The organism is Marinobacter sp. MBR-105 (assembly GCF_053628895.1).
In genome coordinates this window covers 289,249-308,764 of the sequence record NZ_JBRJHG010000002.1, presented here as the reverse complement: position 1 = coordinate 308,764, position 19,516 = coordinate 289,249, and the positions used below count along the sequence as shown (strand labels likewise).

Annotated in this window: 12 protein-coding genes; 5 read left to right on the top strand and 7 right to left on the bottom strand. The window is 57.6% G+C overall.

The window, feature by feature from the left end; all coding sequences use genetic code 11:
- Positions 1-130: 130 nt before the first annotated feature.
- A complete protein-coding gene (locus ACSSVV_RS04395) occupies positions 131-1,042 on the bottom strand; it encodes a TPR end-of-group domain-containing protein (protein ID WP_454105637.1) in 912 nt (303 codons plus the stop codon).
- A 206-nt stretch (positions 1,043-1,248) separates the two neighbouring features.
- On the opposite strand from ACSSVV_RS04395, the gene ACSSVV_RS04390 reads away from it, so the two are divergent.
- On the top strand, positions 1,249-1,743 hold the full coding sequence (locus ACSSVV_RS04390) for a MarR family winged helix-turn-helix transcriptional regulator (protein WP_022991296.1): 495 nt from the start codon (positions 1,249-1,251) through the stop codon (positions 1,741-1,743).
- A gap of 47 nt (positions 1,744-1,790) precedes the next feature.
- Here the strand turns inward: ACSSVV_RS04390 and lon are convergent, their stop codons facing one another.
- Positions 1,791-4,241 carry an endopeptidase La gene (gene lon, locus ACSSVV_RS04385; RefSeq protein ID WP_454105636.1) on the bottom strand — a complete coding sequence of 817 codons (2,451 nt, stop codon included), beginning with the start codon at positions 4,239-4,241 and terminating at the stop codon, positions 1,791-1,793.
- 138 nt (positions 4,242-4,379) lie between these two features.
- Between lon and trxA the strand changes: the two genes are divergently transcribed.
- Together trxA and ACSSVV_RS04375 are read left to right on the top strand one after the other, a co-directional pair.
- The gene (gene trxA / locus ACSSVV_RS04380) at positions 4,380-5,243 is read left to right on the top strand and encodes a thioredoxin (RefSeq protein ID WP_023009687.1); all 864 of its coding nucleotides are present in this window, start codon (positions 4,380-4,382) and stop codon (positions 5,241-5,243) included.
- Between the two features lie 59 nt (positions 5,244-5,302).
- On the top strand, positions 5,303-5,623 hold the full coding sequence (locus ACSSVV_RS04375) for a hypothetical protein (protein ID WP_031210361.1): 321 nt from the start codon (positions 5,303-5,305) through the stop codon (positions 5,621-5,623).
- A 42-nt stretch (positions 5,624-5,665) separates the two neighbouring features.
- Here ACSSVV_RS04375 and ACSSVV_RS04370 read toward each other — a convergent pair whose 3' ends face one another.
- Positions 5,666-7,030 (bottom strand): KamA family radical SAM protein, encoded by a 1,365-nt coding sequence (locus ACSSVV_RS04370; protein WP_011786741.1) that lies wholly within the window; start codon positions 7,028-7,030, stop codon positions 5,666-5,668.
- Between the two features lie 665 nt (positions 7,031-7,695).
- Here ACSSVV_RS04370 and aceE point away from each other — a divergent pair.
- Both aceE and aceF read left to right on the top strand, forming a co-directional pair.
- A complete protein-coding gene (gene aceE / locus ACSSVV_RS04365; RefSeq protein ID WP_454105635.1) occupies positions 7,696-10,359 on the top strand; it encodes a pyruvate dehydrogenase (acetyl-transferring), homodimeric type in 2,664 nt (887 codons plus the stop codon).
- Between the two features lie 10 nt (positions 10,360-10,369).
- Positions 10,370-12,025 carry a dihydrolipoyllysine-residue acetyltransferase gene (gene aceF / locus ACSSVV_RS04360; protein ID WP_022991301.1) on the top strand — a complete coding sequence of 552 codons (1,656 nt, stop codon included), beginning with the start codon at positions 10,370-10,372 and terminating at the stop codon, positions 12,023-12,025.
- Positions 12,026-12,191: 166 nt separating this feature from the next.
- Here aceF and ACSSVV_RS04355 read toward each other — a convergent pair whose 3' ends face one another.
- Genes ACSSVV_RS04355 through ACSSVV_RS04340 form a run of 4 tightly spaced genes read right to left on the bottom strand, consistent with a single transcriptional unit; the run spans position 12,192 to position 19,437 of the window.
- Positions 12,192-13,277 (bottom strand): hypothetical protein, encoded by a 1,086-nt coding sequence (locus ACSSVV_RS04355; protein ID WP_454105634.1) that lies wholly within the window; start codon positions 13,275-13,277, stop codon positions 12,192-12,194.
- Positions 13,278-13,296: 19 nt separating this feature from the next.
- Positions 13,297-14,394, bottom strand: coding sequence for a hypothetical protein (locus ACSSVV_RS04350; protein WP_454105633.1), 1,098 nt, complete (start codon positions 14,392-14,394; stop codon positions 13,297-13,299).
- A 19-nt stretch (positions 14,395-14,413) separates the two neighbouring features.
- On the bottom strand, positions 14,414-15,511 hold the full coding sequence (locus tag ACSSVV_RS04345) for a hypothetical protein (protein WP_454105632.1): 1,098 nt from the start codon (positions 15,509-15,511) through the stop codon (positions 14,414-14,416).
- On the bottom strand, positions 15,508-19,437 hold the full coding sequence (locus ACSSVV_RS04340; protein ID WP_454105631.1) for an ABC transporter permease: 3,930 nt from the start codon (positions 19,435-19,437) through the stop codon (positions 15,508-15,510). Before ACSSVV_RS04340 ends, ACSSVV_RS04345 begins: the two co-directional genes overlap by 4 nt.
- Positions 19,438-19,516 lie beyond the last annotated feature (79 nt).

The window sequence follows — 19,516 nt, the reverse complement described above, 5'->3', positions numbered from 1 at the left end:
TTATGTTCTCAGAGATTTAAGAAACACCACCACCCCAGCCTTGTCAAGCTGGGGAGCTGAGGCATTTGCTCCGGAACACAGCATTGCTATTCAAAGTTGAAATAGCAAACGCCGTGCCGTCTCCGGATGATTACGCGTCCGTGCTGTCGTCCTGGTCAACGAACACCAGGCTCCTGAAGCTCTCGTGGTCTTGCAACTGCTCAAAGCTCGGGTCTACCGAGGCGTCGTCCCGGTAGGCCTCGGAAATATTAATGGCTTTTTCAAGGGTGCTGACGGCATCTTCCCAGCGGCCAATCTCAGCGTAGGCGCAGGCCAGCTGGTAATGGGCGTGGCCGTTGTCCGGCGCCAGCTTCAGTGCCCGCTGGCACAGGCTGATGGCCCACAGGGGCTCACGCATTTCCAGCACCGCATCGGCTTTGTAACTGAGCGCCTCAACGTCGTCCGGGCGCAGGTCCAGAATCTGGTCGTAGGCGGCGATCTTGTTCTGCTGGGAGGTTTCCTGGCTTGCCTTCAACCAGAGCGCGTGCACCTCGTTGGTGCGCTCAATCTCGGCCTGGTTCTGATGAATAATCTCGGACTTCTGCTGCAGCTGTTCCTCGATGGACTTCAGGCGTTGTTCATATTCCACCACCAGCTCGTTTACCCGTTTCTCGGCCAGGCTGGTCAGCTGGTTGCGCATGTCGCGGATGGAGTTCCAGCCGATCACCACCAGGATGGAGGTAGCGCCGGCAATCAGGTAGAAGAAGTAGGTAACCGTGTCTGTGGCGTACGACATGGTTTTGTCGGCCACGGACAGCTCCTTATCGACCACTTTTTCGATCAGTTCCGCCCGGGTATTCTGCATCTCCTGGCGCAGTGCCTTGGTCTCCTCCAGCAGGTAAAGCTCCACAAACGGGGTATACATGGGTTTTTCCAGGGTTCGTGTGCTTTCCTCTACGTCTTCCGCGGTCAGCTCTTCTTCCGGGCCGAGTTGTTGTTGCTGGGCATTAGCCTGCCCGACAAAAGTGAGCGCGAGGGCGAACATGAGGTAATACCTGATCATTAACCAGATCCATCAGTCAGTGAATTGAAGCGATTGCTGACCTTAGCATAGTGGCTGGCAGAAATAATGCTGCATTGCCCAACGGAAAGCCCTAAGACCAACAAGAAAGCAAGCTAGTAAAACTGCACACTTGCAATCCTTGGTGCAAAGACCTCTAATAATTAGTGGTATAAATAACGGCCAGAAATCTCTTCCGGGGGACGGATGTGAACAGCTATGAGCAGGTTTTGGTGGCATTGCGCCGGGTAATCCGGGCCACGGATCTTCATTCCAAGCGACTCAGCAAGCATGCCGGGCTTACCGGCCCCCAGTTGCTGATTATGCGCACGATTCGGGATCTGGGTGAGGTTACTATCGGCACGATTGCCGAGAACGTCAGTCTCAGCCAGGCCACGGTGACCACCATTCTCGACAGACTGGAGCATCGCAAGCTGGTGTACCGGGTTCGCAGCACGAGAGACAAGCGCAAGGTTCACGCCCATCTCACGGAGGAAGGTGCTGAGATTCTGGCTCGTGCGCCCAACCCTCTGCAGGAGGACTTCATCCAGAAGTTTCAGAGCCTGGCGGAGTGGGAGCAGACCATGATTCTGGCCTCGTTGCAGCGCGTGGCCAACATGATGGATGCCGATGATATTGATGCTTCACCGGTGCTGACCGTTGGCTCGGTTCTGAAAGACGACGGCTGGAAAGAAAAGCCCTGACCTGGTTTTGAGACCGGCCCTGATCGAGGGCCGGCCTCAGCAGTTCATTAATGAACGCTTGATCCCTGCTTCGGCTTGCTGCCAAAACACACCTGAAACACATCGTTGTAGTGTTTGGCAAAGTTCACAGAGATACCTTCTTTCAGGTAATCGGGAAGTTCCTCGTAATCCCCGCGATTCGCTTCCGGCAGGATCAGGTTGTTGATCTTCTGCCGGCGTGCGGCAATCACCTTTTCCCGAATACCGCCCACCGGCAAGACCTGCCCGGTTAACGTCAGTTCCCCGGTCATGGCCAGGTTCTGTTGCGGCGCTTCCTTGCGGGCAATGGACAACAGGGCGGTGGCCATGGTGATGCCGGCGCTCGGCCCGTCTTTTGGCGTTGCGCCCTCGGGCACGTGCAGGTGGACAAAGGATTTGTCGAAGAAAGTCGGGTCACCCTTGAACCGCTTGAGGTTAGAGGACACGAAGCTGTAGGCGATCTCGGCCGATTCCTTCATCACATCTCCCAGTTGCCCGGTGAGCTTGAAGCCCCGCTGGCTGCTGTGAATGCGTGAGGCCTCAATGCTGAGAGTGGCGCCGCCCATGGCGGTCCAGGCCAGGCCCGTCACCACGCCGGTGCCTTTCAGGGATTTCTCCTTCTTGAATGCCGGCTGGCCGAGATAGTCGGTCAGATCGCCAACACCCACTCGAACCGGGTCATCCGGGTTTTCCAGCAGGCGCACGATGCCCTTGCGGACAATCTTGTGCAGCAGCTTCTCCAGATTCCGCACGCCGGCTTCCCGGGCGTAGCCCTCAATCACCTGGCGAATGGCAGCGTCGCTGATGTTCAGCTGCTTCTTCAGCAGGCCCGCCCGTTTGAGCAGGCGAGGTACCAGGTAATGTTTGGCAATGGCCAGTTTTTCTTCGCCGATGTAGCCGGACAGGCGGATCACGTCCATCCGGTCCAGCAATGGCCTCGGGATGGTGTCCAGCTGGTTGGCGGTGCAGATGAACAGCACTTTCGAGAGGTCCATGCGCACATCCAGATAGTGATCCAGGAACTCCTTGTTCTGTTCCGGGTCCAGGGTCTCCAGCAGGGCCGAGGCCGGATCGCCCTGGTAAGAGCTGCCGATCTTGTCGATCTCATCCAGCATAATCACCGGGTTGGCCACTTTACTGTCTTTCAGGGCCTGCACGAACTTGCCGGGCATGGCGCCGATGTAGGTGCGGCGGTGTCCCTTGATTTCGGCTTCATCACGCATGCCGCCCACACTGAAGCGGTAAAATTCCCGGCCCAGGGCATCTGCCACCGAGTGGCCGATGGAGGTTTTGCCGACCCCGGGCGGGCCGACCAGCAGCAGTATGGAACCGCTCACTTCACCCTTGAAAGTGCCTTCAGCCAGAAATTCAATGATCCGGTCCTTCACATCGTCCAGGCCGTCGTGGTCCCGGTCCAGAATCTTGCGGGCCTCGGCCAGGTTAAAATGATCCTGTGAATGCACGCCCCAGGGTACCTGGGTAATCCAGTCCAGATAGTTGCGGGTTACCCCGTATTCCGGTGAGCCCTGTTCCAGCACCTGCAGTTTCTGGATTTCATCCTTGAATCGCTCCTGCACGGCTTCCGGCGGATTCAGTTTCGCCATTCGCTCTTCAAAGCGTTCCACGTCCGCCGTCTTGTCATCCTTGGCAATGCCCAGCTCCCGCTGGATCACTTTCAACTGCTCGCGCAGGAAAAACTCCCGCTGGTGCTTCTGCACCTTCTCGTTTACTTCCTCGTTGATCTCGGATTGCAGGCGGGCGACCTCCTGCTCCTTGCGCATCAGCAGCAGTACTTTTTCCATGCGCCGGAGCAGGGGCACGGTATCGAGAACATCCTGCAGTTCGCGACCCGGAGCGCTGGTCATGGATGCACCGAAGTCCGCAAGGGGTGAGCTGTCATCGGGCCCGAAGCGGGACAGGTATTGCTTCACTTCTTCGCCATAAAGCGGGTTGGTACGCAGCAGTTCCTTGATGGCGCTGATGATGGCCAGGGTGTAGGCCTTGAGTTCGTCGGCCGGTTCTTCGGGCTCCTGTGGGTATTCGACTTCCACCAGATAGGGTGGGCGACGGCGAAGCCATTGGACAACTCTGAACCGTTGCAGACCCTGGGCAATGAACTGAACCTTGCCGCTCTCGTTCTGGGCTTGATGCACGCGCACGGCGCAGCCCATGGTCTCAAGGTCTTCACTCTCCGGAATGCCGTTTTCGGCATCTGGATTCTCGACAAAGCAGATGCCCAGAACCCGGTGATCGGTTTCACCAACCCGCTTCAGGGTTTCCTGCCAGGGATCCTGGTTGACCATGACCGGCTGCACCTGTGCAGGAAAGAACGGCCGGTTGGAGACCGGCAGAATATACATGCGCTGCGGCATAACCTGCTGTGGCAGCGCCAGGCTCTTGCTGTTTTCGTCTTTGCCGATGTATTCGGTCACGTCTTCTTCAAATTCTTCCAGGGAGTCTTTGCGGTTCTCGTCATTCATACCGGATTGCTCTCAAGGCGTGAGTGGTTAAAGACCTATGTAACGACAAAAACCGGGTTTTCAAGCTGGCTTGATTTTTCCGCCGCTGGCTCCATATCTTCAGACAATTTCATTCATTCTGGTTCAGGTTCCCGACATATGAGCAATTCGCCGCATATCTTTGATGCCACCGCCGACAACTTTCAGCAGAAAGTGATGGAAGCCTCTGCCACCACGCCGATTCTGGTGGATGTATGGGCGGAGTGGTGCGCGCCCTGCAAACAGCTGATGCCGATTCTGCAAAAGCTGGCGGAGGAATATCAGGGTAACTTCCAGTTGGCCAAGGTGAATGCCGACGAACAGCAGGAACTGACGGCCTCCCTGGGAGTGCGCAGTCTGCCGACCATCATTCTGGTGAAGAATGGTCAGGCTGTGGATGGTTTTAATGGCGCCTTGCCCGAGAGCGAAATCCGCAAGATTCTGGAAAAGCACATCGAAGCCCCGGCGGAAGATCCTTACGAGAAAGCCCATGCTCTTTGGGAAGCCGGTGATGTGGACGGAGCTCTGGCCATCCTCACGGAGCTGAACCGGAAAGACCCGGAAAACCTGGATGTGCTGATTGATCTGGCCCAGTTGAAGGCCGAGCAGGGCGATCTGGATACCGCGGAGCAGGTGCTCAACAGCCTGCCGCCGGAAGAAAAAATGCAGCATAAAGCCAAACAGCTGGCGGCGAGGGTGAAGTTCCTCAAGCAGTCGGGTGAACTGCCCGCGCAGGCGGAGTTGGAGGCAAAACTGGAGGTCAATCCGAAAGATCCTGAGGCTCTGCATCAGTTGTCCCTGCACATGGTTTTGCAGGATAAAAACGCGGAAGCCATGGATTTGCTGATCCGGCTGATGCAGGCCGATAGCACCTACAAGGACGGCGTCGCCAAAACCACATTGGTGGAGCTGTTTGAAAAACTGGGCAACAACAATCCGGATGTGCGCACGTATCGTAGGAAGCTGTATACCCTGATGCACTGAGCCGGTTGGACGGTGAGCCGGTCGGTAGCATCGCTGACTGGCTCAATTATCTCTCCACGATGCTGAAACTCCCTCCCCAGCCCGACCATTGTGAGCTTTGCGAACGCCCGGTGGCAAAGCTCACAAGGCATCACCTGATACCCAGGCATCTGCATCGCAAGAAGCGCTTTCAGAAACTGTTTTCCAGGGAAGAGTTGATCACCCGTACGCTTTGGGTCTGTCGTCCGTGCCATAACGCGATTCACAGGGCGTGTTCGGAGTATGAGCTGGGGCTGAATTACAACTCGAGGGAGAAGCTGCTGGAGCTCGAAGAGGTGAGGGTGTTTGTTGAATGGATTCGGGAAAAGCCAGCGGGGTTTGTGCCTAAGAAGGGATGGTAAGCAGGCCCGTCACGGGGACGGGCCTGATCTTAAGTCAACGCCTCAGGCGTTACCGTTCTTCATGGCTTCAAATTCATCTTCAAAGAAGAATTTTTCCTCTCCGAAGGCGGGCTCGAGCTCATGCAGCCAGGTGGCCGTTTCGCTGTATTTGGCGAAGAACGGTCGCTGCACCCAATCCGGGTTGCGGCCTTGCAGGAAGCGCAGTACGAAGACCTTCTCGCCATTGATTTCGGTGATGCCCTGGATCTCCACCTTGCCGGGACCGGCGCTCATGCTGGGGCCGCGGGCAGTGCGGGCCAGGCCGCTGACCTGCTTCATGGCCTCACGATAGATGTGATAAGCCTCGGCCAGGGGGACCTCGAAGTAGTTCTTGGCACCGGTATCCCGCTCTACAAACATGTAGTAGGGGATGATGCCCAGCTTCACTTCTTTCTTCCACAGCTTGGCCCAGGCATCGGCATCGTCGTTCACATGCTTGATCAGCGGGCCCTGGGCGCGGATCTCGGCACCGGTGGCGCGAATGCGGCGGATGGCCTCTTCCGCGATGTCTGTGGTGATCTCCTGCCAGTGGTTGTAATGGGCCATGATGGCCACGTGTTTGCCACCATCAACCAGCCTGGCGAACAGTTCGATCAGTTCGTCGGCGTCCTTGTCGGTCACGAAGCGATAGGGCCAGAAGGTCAGGGCCTTGGTGCCGATGCGGATGGTCTGGATATGATCGAACTCTGGCTGCAGCAGCGGTTCCAGGTACTGCACCAGGTTTTTGGTCTTCATTACCATCGGGTCGCCGCCGGTGACCAGCAGGTCGGTCACTTCGGTGTGCTCCTGCAGATAGCCGTGCAGTTTCTCGGCGTCGGTGCTGGCCATCTTCAGGTCCTTGTCACCGACAAACTGCGCCCAGCGGAAACAGAAGGTGCAGTAGCTGTGGCAGGTCTGGCCCTGGGACGGGAAGAACAGCACGGTTTCGCGGTACTTGTGCTGCACGCCGTCCAGCACCTCTCCGTCCAGTTCCGGCATGTTCATTTCCATCTGCCCGGCCGGGTGCGGGTTCAGTGCGTCGCGGATTTCCTTGGCAGCGGCCTGGATGTCTTTCTTGTCGGCGCCTTCCCGGTGCAGTTGCGCCATGCGCTCGTAGTGTTCGTCCTTGAGCATGCCTTTCTGGGGAAAGACCAGCTGATAGATAGGGTCGTTGGGCACCTTGTCCCAGTTGATCAGTTCGTTGATCACATATTCGTTAACCCGGAAGGGCAGCACGCTGGCCACCACTTTCATTTCAAACAGGGTTTCCTCGGGGAGATTCTGGATCGCCTCAATCTTGTCGAGCTGGCGGTCGGTAAACACCTTGAACCGGCGCTCCTCGAATTCCTGAACCGGAATACGGTTCGGAAAGGTGACGATGGAGTTCATGGATCGCCCTCTGTTGTGAGCCAAAGACAAAAGGAGGTGTGCCTCCTTCACTGGTTAAAAAACGGGCAGGCAAGTATACATAAATCATAATTTATTTTCAGGTCTAATCAATAAAACGGAGGTCCGGGCGAGGGGTTTCGGTCGTTCGGTCGGTATTAGCGCCTATTTGTCGCTAAAGGCTGCGAAAAGTCGTGAATGACAGTTTCAGATTATGCTTAGTGTGTTGATGTAAATGAGCGCTGGGAAGGGGGTTCGACCTTGGTCGGAGATCGGTTGTTTCGTGATCGGAATATCGCCATTATTGCGTAAGTAATCTAAATAAATGATGGGTATCTGTCATTCAAACAGGTGTTTGTTTGTTTCTTAGTGTCATTTTGTAGTAAAAGAACGAAAGTTTTGCTTCTGCTGGATAGTCAGGGCTGGCAGAACCATTCTCCGCGCAATCGATCCGTGCCAAAAGCCATACCGATAACCGTTCGCGCGGCAGGAAAAATGAGAAAGCTGTTCTATGCTTGAGAGAGGTCAATCACGCAGCTCAGCCTTTCTTACAAGCTGACGTTTCCACAAAAAAATACTGCATACTATCGCAGCTTATCGACTTCGCACCGTCTTTGGCCGCTGATCGTGGCCGGCGTTGCACCTTTTGATGCCAAGGGGAGGGTTTGATGTACCAGGATGATGATCCCATTGAAACCAGTGAATGGCTGGATGCGCTGGAATCTCTGATTGAGAACGAAGGCGTAGACAGGGCCAAATACATTCTTGAACGGCTTTCCGAGCGAGCCAGCCGCGATGGCACCGAACTGCCTTATTCCATAACTACGCCATTCCGTAACAGCATCCCTGTGACCCAGGAATCTCGCATGCCGGGCGATCTGTTCATGGAGCGCCGCATTCGCTCGCTGATTCGATGGAACGCCATGGCCATGGTGGTACGGGCCAACAAGCGCCCGGGTGACCTGGGTGGCCATATCTCCACCTTCTCTTCTGCAGCCACCCTTTATGATGTGGGCTTCAACTACTTCTTCCATGGCGGTGGCGACGAACGCGCGTCAGACCTGGTGTATTTCCAGGGCCACGCATCGCCCGGTATCTACGCCCGTTCCTTCCTGGAAGGTCGTTTCAGCGAAGAACAGCTGGACAAGTACCGCGAAGAAGTGGATGGCGAAGGCCTGTCTTCCTACCCGCACCCCTGGCTGATGCCGGATTACTGGCAGTTCCCGACGGTATCCATGGGTCTGGGGCCAATTCAGTCCATCTACCAGGCCCACGTCATGAAGTACCTGCACAGTCGCGAGCTGATCGACATGGACGGCCGCAAAGTGTGGGCGTTTGTCGGTGACGGCGAGTGCGATGAGCCGGAAACCCTGGGGTCTATCTCCAAGGCCGGCCGCGAGAAGCTGGATAACCTGATCTGGGTGGTCAACTGCAACCTGCAGCGCCTGGACGGCCCGGTACGGGGCAATGGCAAGATTGTTCAGGAGCTGGAAGGTGTGTTCCGCGGTGCTGGCTGGAACGTTATCAAGGTGGTCTGGGGCCGCATGTGGGATCCGCTGTTCGAGAAAGACGAGGATGGCGTGATGCAACGGGCCATGGACGAGCTGTGCGATGGCGAACTTCAGAACCTGACGTTCAAAGGCCCGGCCTATACCCGCAAGGAATTCTTCGGCAAGCATCCGGAGCTGGCCAAGCTGGCGGAAAATCTGTCGGACGAGGATATCAGCAAACTGAACCGCGGCGGCCACGACCCTTACAAGGTCTACGCGGCTTATCACAAGGCTGTGAACCAGGCCAACGGCAAGCCCACCGTGATTCTGGCCCACACCATCAAGGGCTATGGTTTTGGTGCGGCGGGTGAAGCCCAGAACACGGCACACTCTTTGAAGAAGCTGGACATCGACACCCTGAAAGCATTCCGGGATCGTTTCGGTGTGCCGCTGAAAGACGAAGAACTGGAAGATGTACCTTATTACCGTCCGGCGCCGGACAGCCCGGAGCTGGTCTATATGAAGAAGCGCCGGCAGGAGCTAGGTGGTTTCTATCCCAAGCGCAACAAGGATTGCCAGCCGCTGCAGATCCCCGAACTGGATATCTTCAAGCAGGTGCTGGAAGGGTCTGACGGCCGTGAGATCTCCACTACCATGGCCTTTGTCCGCATTCTGAGTGCCTTGGTCAAAGACAAGCGCATCGGCAAGCGCGTGGTGCCTATCGTGCCGGACGAAGCCCGTACTTTCGGTATGGAAGGCATGTTCCGTCAGTTGGGTATCTACACGGCGGAAGGCCAGAAATACGTGCCCCAGGACCGTGACCAGATCATGTACTACCGGGAGGACAAGAAGGGCCAGATCCTGCAGGAAGGCATCAACGAAGACGGTGCCATGTCCACCTGGATGGCGGCGGCTACGTCTTACAGCACTAACAGCTTCCCGCTGATTCCGTTCTACGTGTTCTATTCCATGTTCGGCTTCCAGCGCGTGGGCGACCTGGCCTGGGCTTCCGGCGACATGCAGGCCCGAGGCTTCCTGATCGGCGGTACCGCCGGCCGGACGACCCTGAACGGCGAAGGCCTGCAGCACCAGGACGGCCACAGCCACATTCTGGCCAACACCATTCCCAACTGTAAGGCCTACGACCCGGCATACGGCTACGAGATGGCCGTGGTGATCCGTCATGGTATGAAGGAGATGTTTGAAGATAACCAGAACGTCTTCTACTACCTGACCATCGAAAACGAGAACTACGAACAGCCGGCGATGCCGAAAGACTCTGAAGACGGCATCATCAAGGGTATGTACAAGTTCGAGTCGGTGGAAACCAAGGGCCGCAAGAAGAGCCCGCGGGTTCAGCTGCTGGGCTCCGGCGCGATCATGAACGAAGTCCGTGCCGCGGCGCAGATGCTGAAGGACGACTGGGGTGTGGCCTCGGATGTCTGGAGTGTCACCAGCTTCAACGAACTGGCCCGTGATGGCCAGCATGTGGAGCGCTGGAACCACCTGCACCCGGATGACAAGCCGCGCAAGGCTTACGTCACCCAGTGCCTGGAGAAAGCCCAGGGGCCGGTGGTGTCGTCTACCGACTACATCAAACTGCACTCCGAGCAGTTGCGGGCATTCATCCCGAAAACCTACATGACCCTGGGCACCGACGGTTTCGGCCGCAGCGATACCCGTGAGAAGCTCCGTAATTTCTTCGAGGTGGATCGTTACTATGTGGCGGTGACTGCACTGGCCGCCCTGGCTAAAGATGGTGAGATCAAACAGGAGCAGGTTCTCGAAGCCATGCGCAAGTACGGAATCGATCGCAACAAACCGAACCCGGTGCTGAGCTAAGGAGACCGCCATGAGTGAACAGGAAATCAAGGTTCCCGATCTCGGCGGTGCTGATGAAGTCGAGATCATCGAAATCATCGTCAGTGAAGGGGATTCGGTTGAAGAAGAAGATCCGATTCTGACCGTTGAGTCTGACAAAGCCTCGGTAGAACTGCCGGCACCTGCGGCCGGCAAGATCACCAAAATCACAGTGAAAGTGGGTGACAAGGTGAAAGAGGGCGACGTGATCGGCATGCTGGCCGCCAGCGGTGATGCTGGGGGCTCGGACGACGACGGCAGCGACAAATCCGACGAGCCCGAGCCGAAAGCAGAAAGTAAAACCGAGGCCAAATCCGAAGACAGCAAACCGGCGCCCAGGAAAAAGTCCGGCGGCTCTCGCACCGAAGTGGTGAAAGTGCCTTCGCTGGATGGCTTTGAAGATGTGCCGGTGATTGAAATCAACGTGGCTGAAGGCGATACGGTTGGTGAGGAAGATCCGCTGGTAACAGTGGAGTCCGACAAGGCCACCATGGAAATTCCGTCACCCTACGCTGGCAAGATCGGCAAGATTCTGGTGAAGGAAGGCGACAAGCTCTCCGAAGGTTCAGACCTGCTGGAAATGACCATCGAAGACGATGGTGGTGAAGAGGAAGACTCTGCAGACTCCGGAGAAAGCTCCCAGCCAGACAGCCAGGAAAGCAAACCGGAGCAAAAACAGGGCAAGCAGGAATCGGCGCCCCAGCCGCAGGGTTCCACCTACGAGCCGCCTTCACCTGGCACCAAGGTGCACGCCGGCCCGGCCGTGCGCAAACTGGCTCGGGAACTGGGTGCCGACCTCACTCGCGTGAAAGGCTCTGGCCCGAAAGGCCGGATCGTGAAAGACGATGTCCACGCCTACGTGAAGAGCCAGTTACAGCAGGCCCAGCAGGGCGGTGGCGTGGCCACTGGCTCTGGCATTCCGGGCGTGAAACTGCCGGACTTCAGCCAGTTTGGTGAGATCGAGCGTGAAGGCATGTCCCGCATGATGGCGGCCACGGCCACCAACATGCAGCGCAGTTGGCTGAACGTGCCCCACGTAACCCAGTTCGACGATGCCGACATCACCGAAATGGAAGCCTTCCGCAAGGGCCAGAAAGCGGCCGGCGAAAAGCGTGGCGTGAAAATGACCCCGCTGCCGTTCCTGCTCAAGGCCTGCGCGGCGGCACTGGCGGAACTGCCTCAGTTCAACGTGTCCCTGGACATGGAGCGCAAAGAGGTGGTGCGCAAGAAGTACATCCACATCGGCATTGCGGTGGATACGCCTCATGGCCTGATGGTTCCGGTGATCCGGGATGTCGACCAGAAAGGCCTGTGGGAGCTGGCGGCAGAAAGCGCCGAGCTGGCCCAGAAGGCGAGGGACAAGCAGCTGAAGCCGGCAGAAATGCAGGGCGCCTGCTTTACCATCACCAGCCTGGGCGGTATTGGTGGCACCGCGTTCACACCGATTGTGAACACGCCGGAAGTGGCGATCCTGGGTGTCTCCAAGGCTTCTATGAAGCCGGTGTGGGACGGCAAGGAGTTCCAGCCGCGGCTGATGCTTCCGCTGTCGCTGTCTTACGACCACCGTGCGGTGAACGGGGCAGATGCGGCCCGGTTTACCAACCTGCTGACGCAGCTGCTGGGGGATATTCGGACCTTGTTGCTGTAGTCCTGAGTCGAGGGCCGCTCCGTAGCTTTTTAGTTGCTGGGCGGCTTTCTCGGTTTTGCGTTGAGTCTGGCCAAATCTCTACCAATTTGCTGCATCAGGCTCGTTCTGACTTTCGGCCTCCGACGGATGCCCCTGTCGGCCGCCGTTTATGGCTGGCGTAAGGTATCTACTCTGCTGAAGCCATACGTTGCCGGCGTCTCCTTGGTGAGTGTGCCCAACTATTCCTCATGATATCCAGCCGCCCCGGGGTGTTCAGCCGCAGCACCTGAAGTGCCATCTCGTCGTTTTTCTGTTTCCAGGTGTCGTTATCCATGTCCCGCCAGTAACGGGGTGGGCGGTTTGTTCGCCGGTCGTGTTCGGCGGTGACGGGGTCGTTGGGGCGGTGTTCTTCCCAGAGGGGAATGTCCGGCAGGGGGCGGCTGGTATCCATGAAGTTCTGGAACATGTCCCACAGGGCATAGCATTCCTCGGGGTTGGTTTTGCCGATCAGGGTGCCGATGGGGATCAGGATGTTGCGGTACCGGTGGGCCAGGTACAGGGTGTGCACCACCCCGCCGCCGTGGATCAGTTCGTTGGAGGTGTAGGCATCGAACTCGTAAAACGGGGCGGACTCTTCTTCTGGCTGGCCGATTTGGCCCCAGGTGCCTTTTTTATCGTAGTGAAACACCGTCACCAGGCCGGTGCGGCGATTGAGTTCCCACAGCGGGCCCTTGTCCGGCTTGATGAGCTGCCGGGGGAAGAGTTTGAACAGGGCGGTGGGGATGAGGTTGCAGGCGATAAAGGGCGCGTAGACAAGGGCGACAAAGGGTGAAAAATCGACGATTGCATCGATAAAGCCAGTTCCAGAGGGTTGGTGATACCAATTGGTTAAAAACGTGAAAAGCATGGGGAAGGCAATGAATGCCATAATTATTGGATTGCCAAACGCATTGAAAAACAAAAGGATGCGTGTTCTTAATGCTGCTGTGGCATGACGATAGCGCTCGTGGTCAATGCGCTGATGAGTCTGCAGATCTCCGAACGGCAGTGGTTTTTTCTCGAACTTCCGGAGAATTTCGGGACGATTTCGCCGCCTAATGATTTGCGGCACGACATCTTCTGTGTGACCCCAGGGCAGTTTCCGGTCAACTTTTCGGTTAAACCAGGGTTGTGCCGGATTAGCGCCCGGTGCCGGGCGCTTTTGCTGGGGGATGTGTTCGGAATCATAGGCCTTCGGGCCGTAGTATCCCGATGCAGGTTTATCGGTTGTCATCCCGTGGTTACCAATACGTTCACTCAGTGGCCTGCCTTGAAGTAACGGGCCGCTGTCGCCGAGGCCTTGGTGAGTACGCCCAACTATTCCTCATGATATCCAGCCGTCCCGGGGTGTTCAGCCGCAGCACCTGAAGCGCCATCTCGTCGTTTTTCTGTTTCCAGGTGTCGTTATCCATATCCCGCCAGTAACGGGGTGGGCGGTTGGTTCGTCGGTCGTGTTCGGCGGTGACCGGGTCGTTGGGGCGATGTTCTTCCCAGAGGGGAATGTCCGGTAGCGGCCGGCTGGTGTCCATGAAGTTCTGGAACATGTCCCAAAGGGCGTAGCACTCCTCGGGGTTGGTTTTGCCGATCAGGGTGCCGATGGGGATCAGGATGTTGCGGTACCGGTGGGCCAGGTACAGGGTGTGCACGACCCCGCCGCCGTGGATCAGTTCGTTGGAGGTGTAAGCGTCGAATTCGTAAAAAGGGGCGGTTTCTTCCTCCGGCTGGCCGGTTTTGCCCCAGGTGCCTTTTTTATCGTAGTGATACACCGTTACCAGACCAGTGCGGCGATTGAGTTCCCATAGTGGGCCCTTGTCGGGCTTGATGAGCTGCCGGGGGAAGAGTTTGAACAGGGCGGTGGGGATGAGGTTGCAGGCGATAAGGGGCCCGACAAAAATGGCCAGAATTGGGATAAAAGCAATCAGCATCTGGCCAAAGGTTTCGTCTGGTGGGCTAAGTCTCCAGTGGGAGAAAAAGCCAATTGTTACCGGCAGCATCATAAAGGCGATGACGAAGGGGTTACCGAAGGCATTGAAAAACAGAAGAATACGGGTCCGCAGTGCCGCCGTCGCATGCCGATAGCATTCATGGTCAATGCGCTGATAGCTCTGCAGATCTCCGAACGGGGTCGGGTTTTTCTCGAACTTCCGGAGAATTTCGGGACGATTTCGCCGCCTAATGATTTGCGGCACGACATCTTCTGTGTGCCCCCAAGGCAGTTTTCGGTCAGCTTTTTGGTTAAACCAGGGTTGTGCCGGATTAGCGCCCGGTGCCGGGCGCTTTTGTTGGGGGAGGTGTTCGGAATTGTAGGCTTCCGGGCCGTAGTATCCCGATGCAGGTTTATCCATCGTCATGCTGTGGCTTCCATACTCTTCACTCTGTGGCCTGCCGTGAGGCGACGGGCCGCTGTCGCCGAGGCCTTGGTGAGTACGCCCAACTATTCCGCATGATATCCAGCCGCCCTGGGGTGTTCAGCCGCAGCACCTGCAGCGCCATCTCGTCGTTTTTCTGTTTCCAGGTGTCGTTATCCATATCCCGCCAGTAACGGGGTGGGCGGTTTGTTCGCCGGTCGTGTTCGGCGGTAACCGGGTCGTTTGGGCGGTGTTCTTCCCAAAGGGGAATGTCCGGCAGGGGTCGGCTGGTGTCCATGAAGTTTTGGAACAGGTCCCACAGGGCGTAGCATTCCTCGGGGTTGGTTTTGCCGATCAGGGTGCCAATGGGAATCAGGATGTTGCGATACCGGTGAGCCAGGTACAGGGTGTGCACCACCCCGCCGCCGTGGATCAATTCGTTGGAGGTGTAGGCATCGAACTCGTAAAACGGGGCGGACTCTTCTTCTGGCTGCCCGGTTTTGCCCCAGGAGCCGTTTTTATCGTAGTGAAACACCGTCACCAGGCCAGAGCGGCGATTGAGTTCCCACAGCGGGCCCTTGTCCGGCTTGATGAGCTGCCGGGGGAAGAGTTTGAACAGGGCAGTGGGGATGAGGTTGCAGGCGATTAAGGGCCCTAAGAACGTTGCTAGTATTGGGAGAAATGCAAGAAGAGTCGCCCCGAACGGCTCACTCTTTGGCCGAATATGGAGATGGCCTGCAAACCCTAAGGCGATTGGGAACATCATAAAGGCAATGATGATGGGGTTGCCAAACGCACTGAAAAACAAAAGGGTGCGTGTTCTTAGTGCTGCTGTCGCATGGCGATAGCATTCATGGTCAATGCGCTGATGAGTCTGCAGATCCCCGAACGGCAGTGGGTTTTTCTCGAACTTCCGGAGTATTTCGGGACGATTTCGCCGTCGAATGATCTGTGGCACGACATCCTCTGTGTGCCCCCAAGGCAGCTTCCGGTCGGCTTTTCGGTTAAACCAGGGCAGTGCCGGGTTGGCGCCCGGTGCCGGGCGCTTTTGTTGGGGGAGGTGTTCGGAATCGTAGGCCTTCGGGCCGTAATATCCCGATGAAGGTTTATCGGTTGTCATCCCTTGGCTCCCGGGTTGCTGAATTCATTAATCCAGAAAAGCTGCTTTTTCTCGCTGAAGTCCGGCTCCGTATGCTCATTGTCTCTGGCGTCGTAAAGGGTTGAATCTTTGGGTGGCGGTGCGGGGAACGCGAGTTCCCGGATGCCCGTTTCCACACGGATTTGGGCTTTTGGTTGCCAGGTATAGCTCACATTGTGAGTGCTGAGCGGTATGCCAAGGAATTTGGTCGTTTCCGTATGGGGGGAGGGTGTTCTGACGATGTATTCGTAACCATCCGGCGTGACGCCCTCCCGGAGAATGTAGCTTTGCATTTCGGTGTCTGGAACTTGCTGAGGGGCCAATGGAACCGAGTGGTTGCTGTCTTGCTTAACTCGGTGGCTGAGCAGTTGAAGCTTGAACGTCAGTTGTTGTTCCGTGAAGCCAGTCATGCCTGGCAGATTACTCTCAAGACGGATGAGATGTGTTGCCTGGGCAAGATCATGATCGGCCAACCCCTGGCGTTTCAGCGTTACGCGGGTGATTTCCGGAATCGGGTATATTGATACCCGAACCTGAGAGAGCAAGTAGACCAGCCGGTACCAGGCATCCAGGGCGTTGTTGTCGCCTTGCAGATGCGGCAGTCCGTCGTGTTCGCCGAAAGGACCGTTCTTCAGCCAGTTTTCTATGGGTTCGTCTTCGTAGAGTGCCACAAGTACCGCACCACCAAGGATCAGGCAGAGACCGGCCCAGCCCAGAGGACCCATGCCAAGCAGAGTGAGTTGGGCGGGTACCATCGCGGAGAGTGTTGTCACCACACCACCCATAGTAACGATGCCGTGGCCCAGAGCCGCCTGATCGCCAGTGTTTATGGCGTAGATGGTGTCAGACAGGCTGACGCCTGTCAGGGCCAGACCTCCGATGCCACCAAGCAGCATTTTCACGGTCAACGCTTTTGCGCCGAAGACTTTTGCAATTGCTGTAGCTGCTTGGTGCTCGAACTCATAGCTGAGGACGGCGGAAATCTTTCGTTTCAGGGCCTCGTTAGCAAAGCGCTCAGACAAAAGAATTGTCGCTAAGGCTCCGCCGTATCCAGAAGACAATAGTCCAGAAACAGCTCGATAACCGCTGCGTTCACGGGATGCTCTCTTTAGAGAACCAAACGCATTCGCCACATTAACTGCCTCAATAGCCAACACCACCAACGGCAATGCCGGTGTATTCAGCACCCGGTGCAGCCGGCTTCGTTCGGCAGCGTTGAGGTCCACCCGGTGCGCCTTCGCTTCGCCCTCCAGCTTGCGAATCTCCGCGTTGATATCCCGAATCCGGCCGCCGGTCTGCTTCAGTTCGTCGATCACCTGATTGTACCGGCTCTGGGCCGCCTGCAACTTCGCCCTGAGTTCTTCGTGGTTGCCATTGGCTTCGGCCAGGGCCCGGCGTGCCAGGGTCAGCTGATTCTCGGCCCGGGTCAGTGCCTGGATAGCCTGGGTGGTGGGCTTGTCCCGGCTCAGAACCCAAACCAGGGCCTTGCCTGCGGCGGGTGTTTCCGGGTTATAGCGTGCGCCATCTGGCCCCAGGTCTTCCAGGCCGAGTACGTATTTGCCTTGGGCAATGGCGTCGCTCAGGGGCATTTGCCTCAAATCGGGTAACAGTTCAGGCATGGCGCGGCGTATACCTTCCATCGGGTTCGCCATGGCGGCAATGCGCTGGGCCATCAGGCGCTGCTGGATAGCCTGCCGGGTTTGGGCGTGTTGCTGTTCCAACCGCGCACTGGCGTCATCGAAGTCTTTGAGGGCTTTGGCGGCGGCCTGTTCTTTCCTGAAGGCTTCGTCGCTGTTGCGCTTCATCCATTCCCGGCTGGCCGCGTCGTGTTCGGCTTTCAGGGCGGCGCGGCGCTGGGCCAGGCGGGTTTGTTCGTCGGTCAGGTTCTGAAGTTGTCGGTCGTTGTTCTCCAGCGCGGCCATGGCGGAGCGGATGGACTGGTGTAATTCACTGTGCGAGCTGTCCAATGCCTTCATGCCGGAGTTAATGCCCGCGAGCATCAGAGTGGTCAGTGCGCCGCTTTGAATGTCATCAGCTAAACGCAGTCCTTCCACCGTCAGTATTTCGCTCAGATCCTCCGGCAAATCCAGCTTTTCCAGGGCGGCGAGCGCTGCGCCCCGGAATACACCCGTGCCATCGTTGGGTTCGGGCGTTTCTGGGGGCTGGTAGGGTTCGGTTTGGCTGTCTGGTGTGGTTTGCGGCCACAACATGCGGGCGAGAGAGACTTCCTCTCGCGAGGCACTGGCGGCGGCCTGCTCGGTACAAAGCGACCTTACCCAGGCCTTGCCGTCGCTGTCCGGGCTGGGCTGGCTGTGTTCCGGGTCCAGTGGGTCCTGCTTGTAGGCGGGCTCCAGGGTGTCGCTGATAAAATGCCCGGCGCAACGGAAAGCACCGGCATAGTCGAAACCTTCGGTGCTGAACAGGTCCGCCAGGGCTTGTTGATAGGGCTGGCGTTTCAGGCATTGCAGCAGTTCGGCCTGGGCCAGGGTCAGGTAGTGTTGGCCCAGGGTGCGCTCTTCGGTCATCAGTATCCGGCGAATCTTTTGCCGGCCACTGGAGGGCAGCGCCAGGCTGTATTTGGCCAGCGGGTTCTTCTGGCGCCCAATTCGCCCAGGCAGGATGAGCTGGTTCACCAGGAGGGCGTTTTCCAGTTGCGGATGCCTGCGGGCTTTCTCGGCACACAGTGCCAGCAGATGGCGCGCCGTGTTGATGCGTGCTTGCTGGTGCCGCATCTCGTAAAAATGATCTTCAATGCGCAGGCCGCAAACGCCCCGGTTTCTCAAATCCTCAAGGGCGTCTGTCTGGCAATCGCTGGTTCGCCACTCATCGTAGCTGAATAGCTGCTTCGCTGGGGTTTCGCTAGCGCGGTCCAGATCTTTTTGAATCGCAATGCCGAGCGCGGCCGGCTCGGGGTGTTCGAAGGGGGCCAGGGGCTCGGTGCGCTCACCGGCATTCCACTCTTCATAAAGGCTGGCCGCCATATCCAGTGCTTTGCCGGCGTAGGTTCCGGTGGTATCGGCCAGGTACTCCCAGGGCCGCTCAAACTGCCATTCTTTGGCGGGTGCCCTGGGCCTTTGTGCTTCAACTTTGTCTAATCGGAAGACGGTTCGTTTAGCGGCATCGGGCCAGCGGGCAAAGCCCATCTGGGGTTGGTCGGCGGGGTAAAGGTCCCGGAACTGGCTGCACCGGTAATGTCGAAGCCCGGAATCGCTCTGCAGGCAATTCAGCCGCGCTGCGGAGAGTGGCGATTCGCTGAAGGCGGCCTCAAGGGACTGGTCCTTGCCGTCAAGGCGAACGGGTACCCAGACATCGGCCAGCGGCTTGCCCACGGCGGGGCGGCGGTCTTCGGTAAATTGTCCGTCTTCCGTGCGATGGTCCGCGAGCCTTATGTCGCGGAATTGCGGCTGGTTGCCTTCCCAGGCGATTTGCAGCTCTCGCCAGAGTGTGCCGTTGCGGAACAGATAGAGAAAGCCAGGGCGGGCGAGTGCCGGCCAGGCCAGGTGCTTGCCTTCGTGATTCATTCCCCGCACCCAGGCCATGGGCACGGTGGGCATGAGGATGTTGGCGGTGGTTTCGGAATGGATGCTTTCGGGCGCCGGGGCATCTGTGAGCGGAAGGTGAATCGGCGCGCCGGATTCGACATCCACTTCCAGTACTGCACAGCTGGCAGGCTGGTTGCGCCAAGGCCAGATATGCAGGGCGGATTCGCCATCGCCGGATATTTTCAGATAACTTTTCTGGATACCATCCGGCAGGCGCCGTTCAACTCCGGGGAACGGGGCTTCTGCCGTCTGAAAAACCACCGGGCGTTGCCCCTGACTGTGGTTGTTGCCAAGCACTGCAACAATGAAATCGCAGAAGGTGCAGGGAGGGCCGTCGGAAAGGCGGCTGTGGGCCAGGTTGCTCATATTGACGTTCCTTATCAATGGCTGAGAGAAGCTTCTTGCTTCAATGCTTCGAAATTTTATATGGCCCGGATTGTGATGT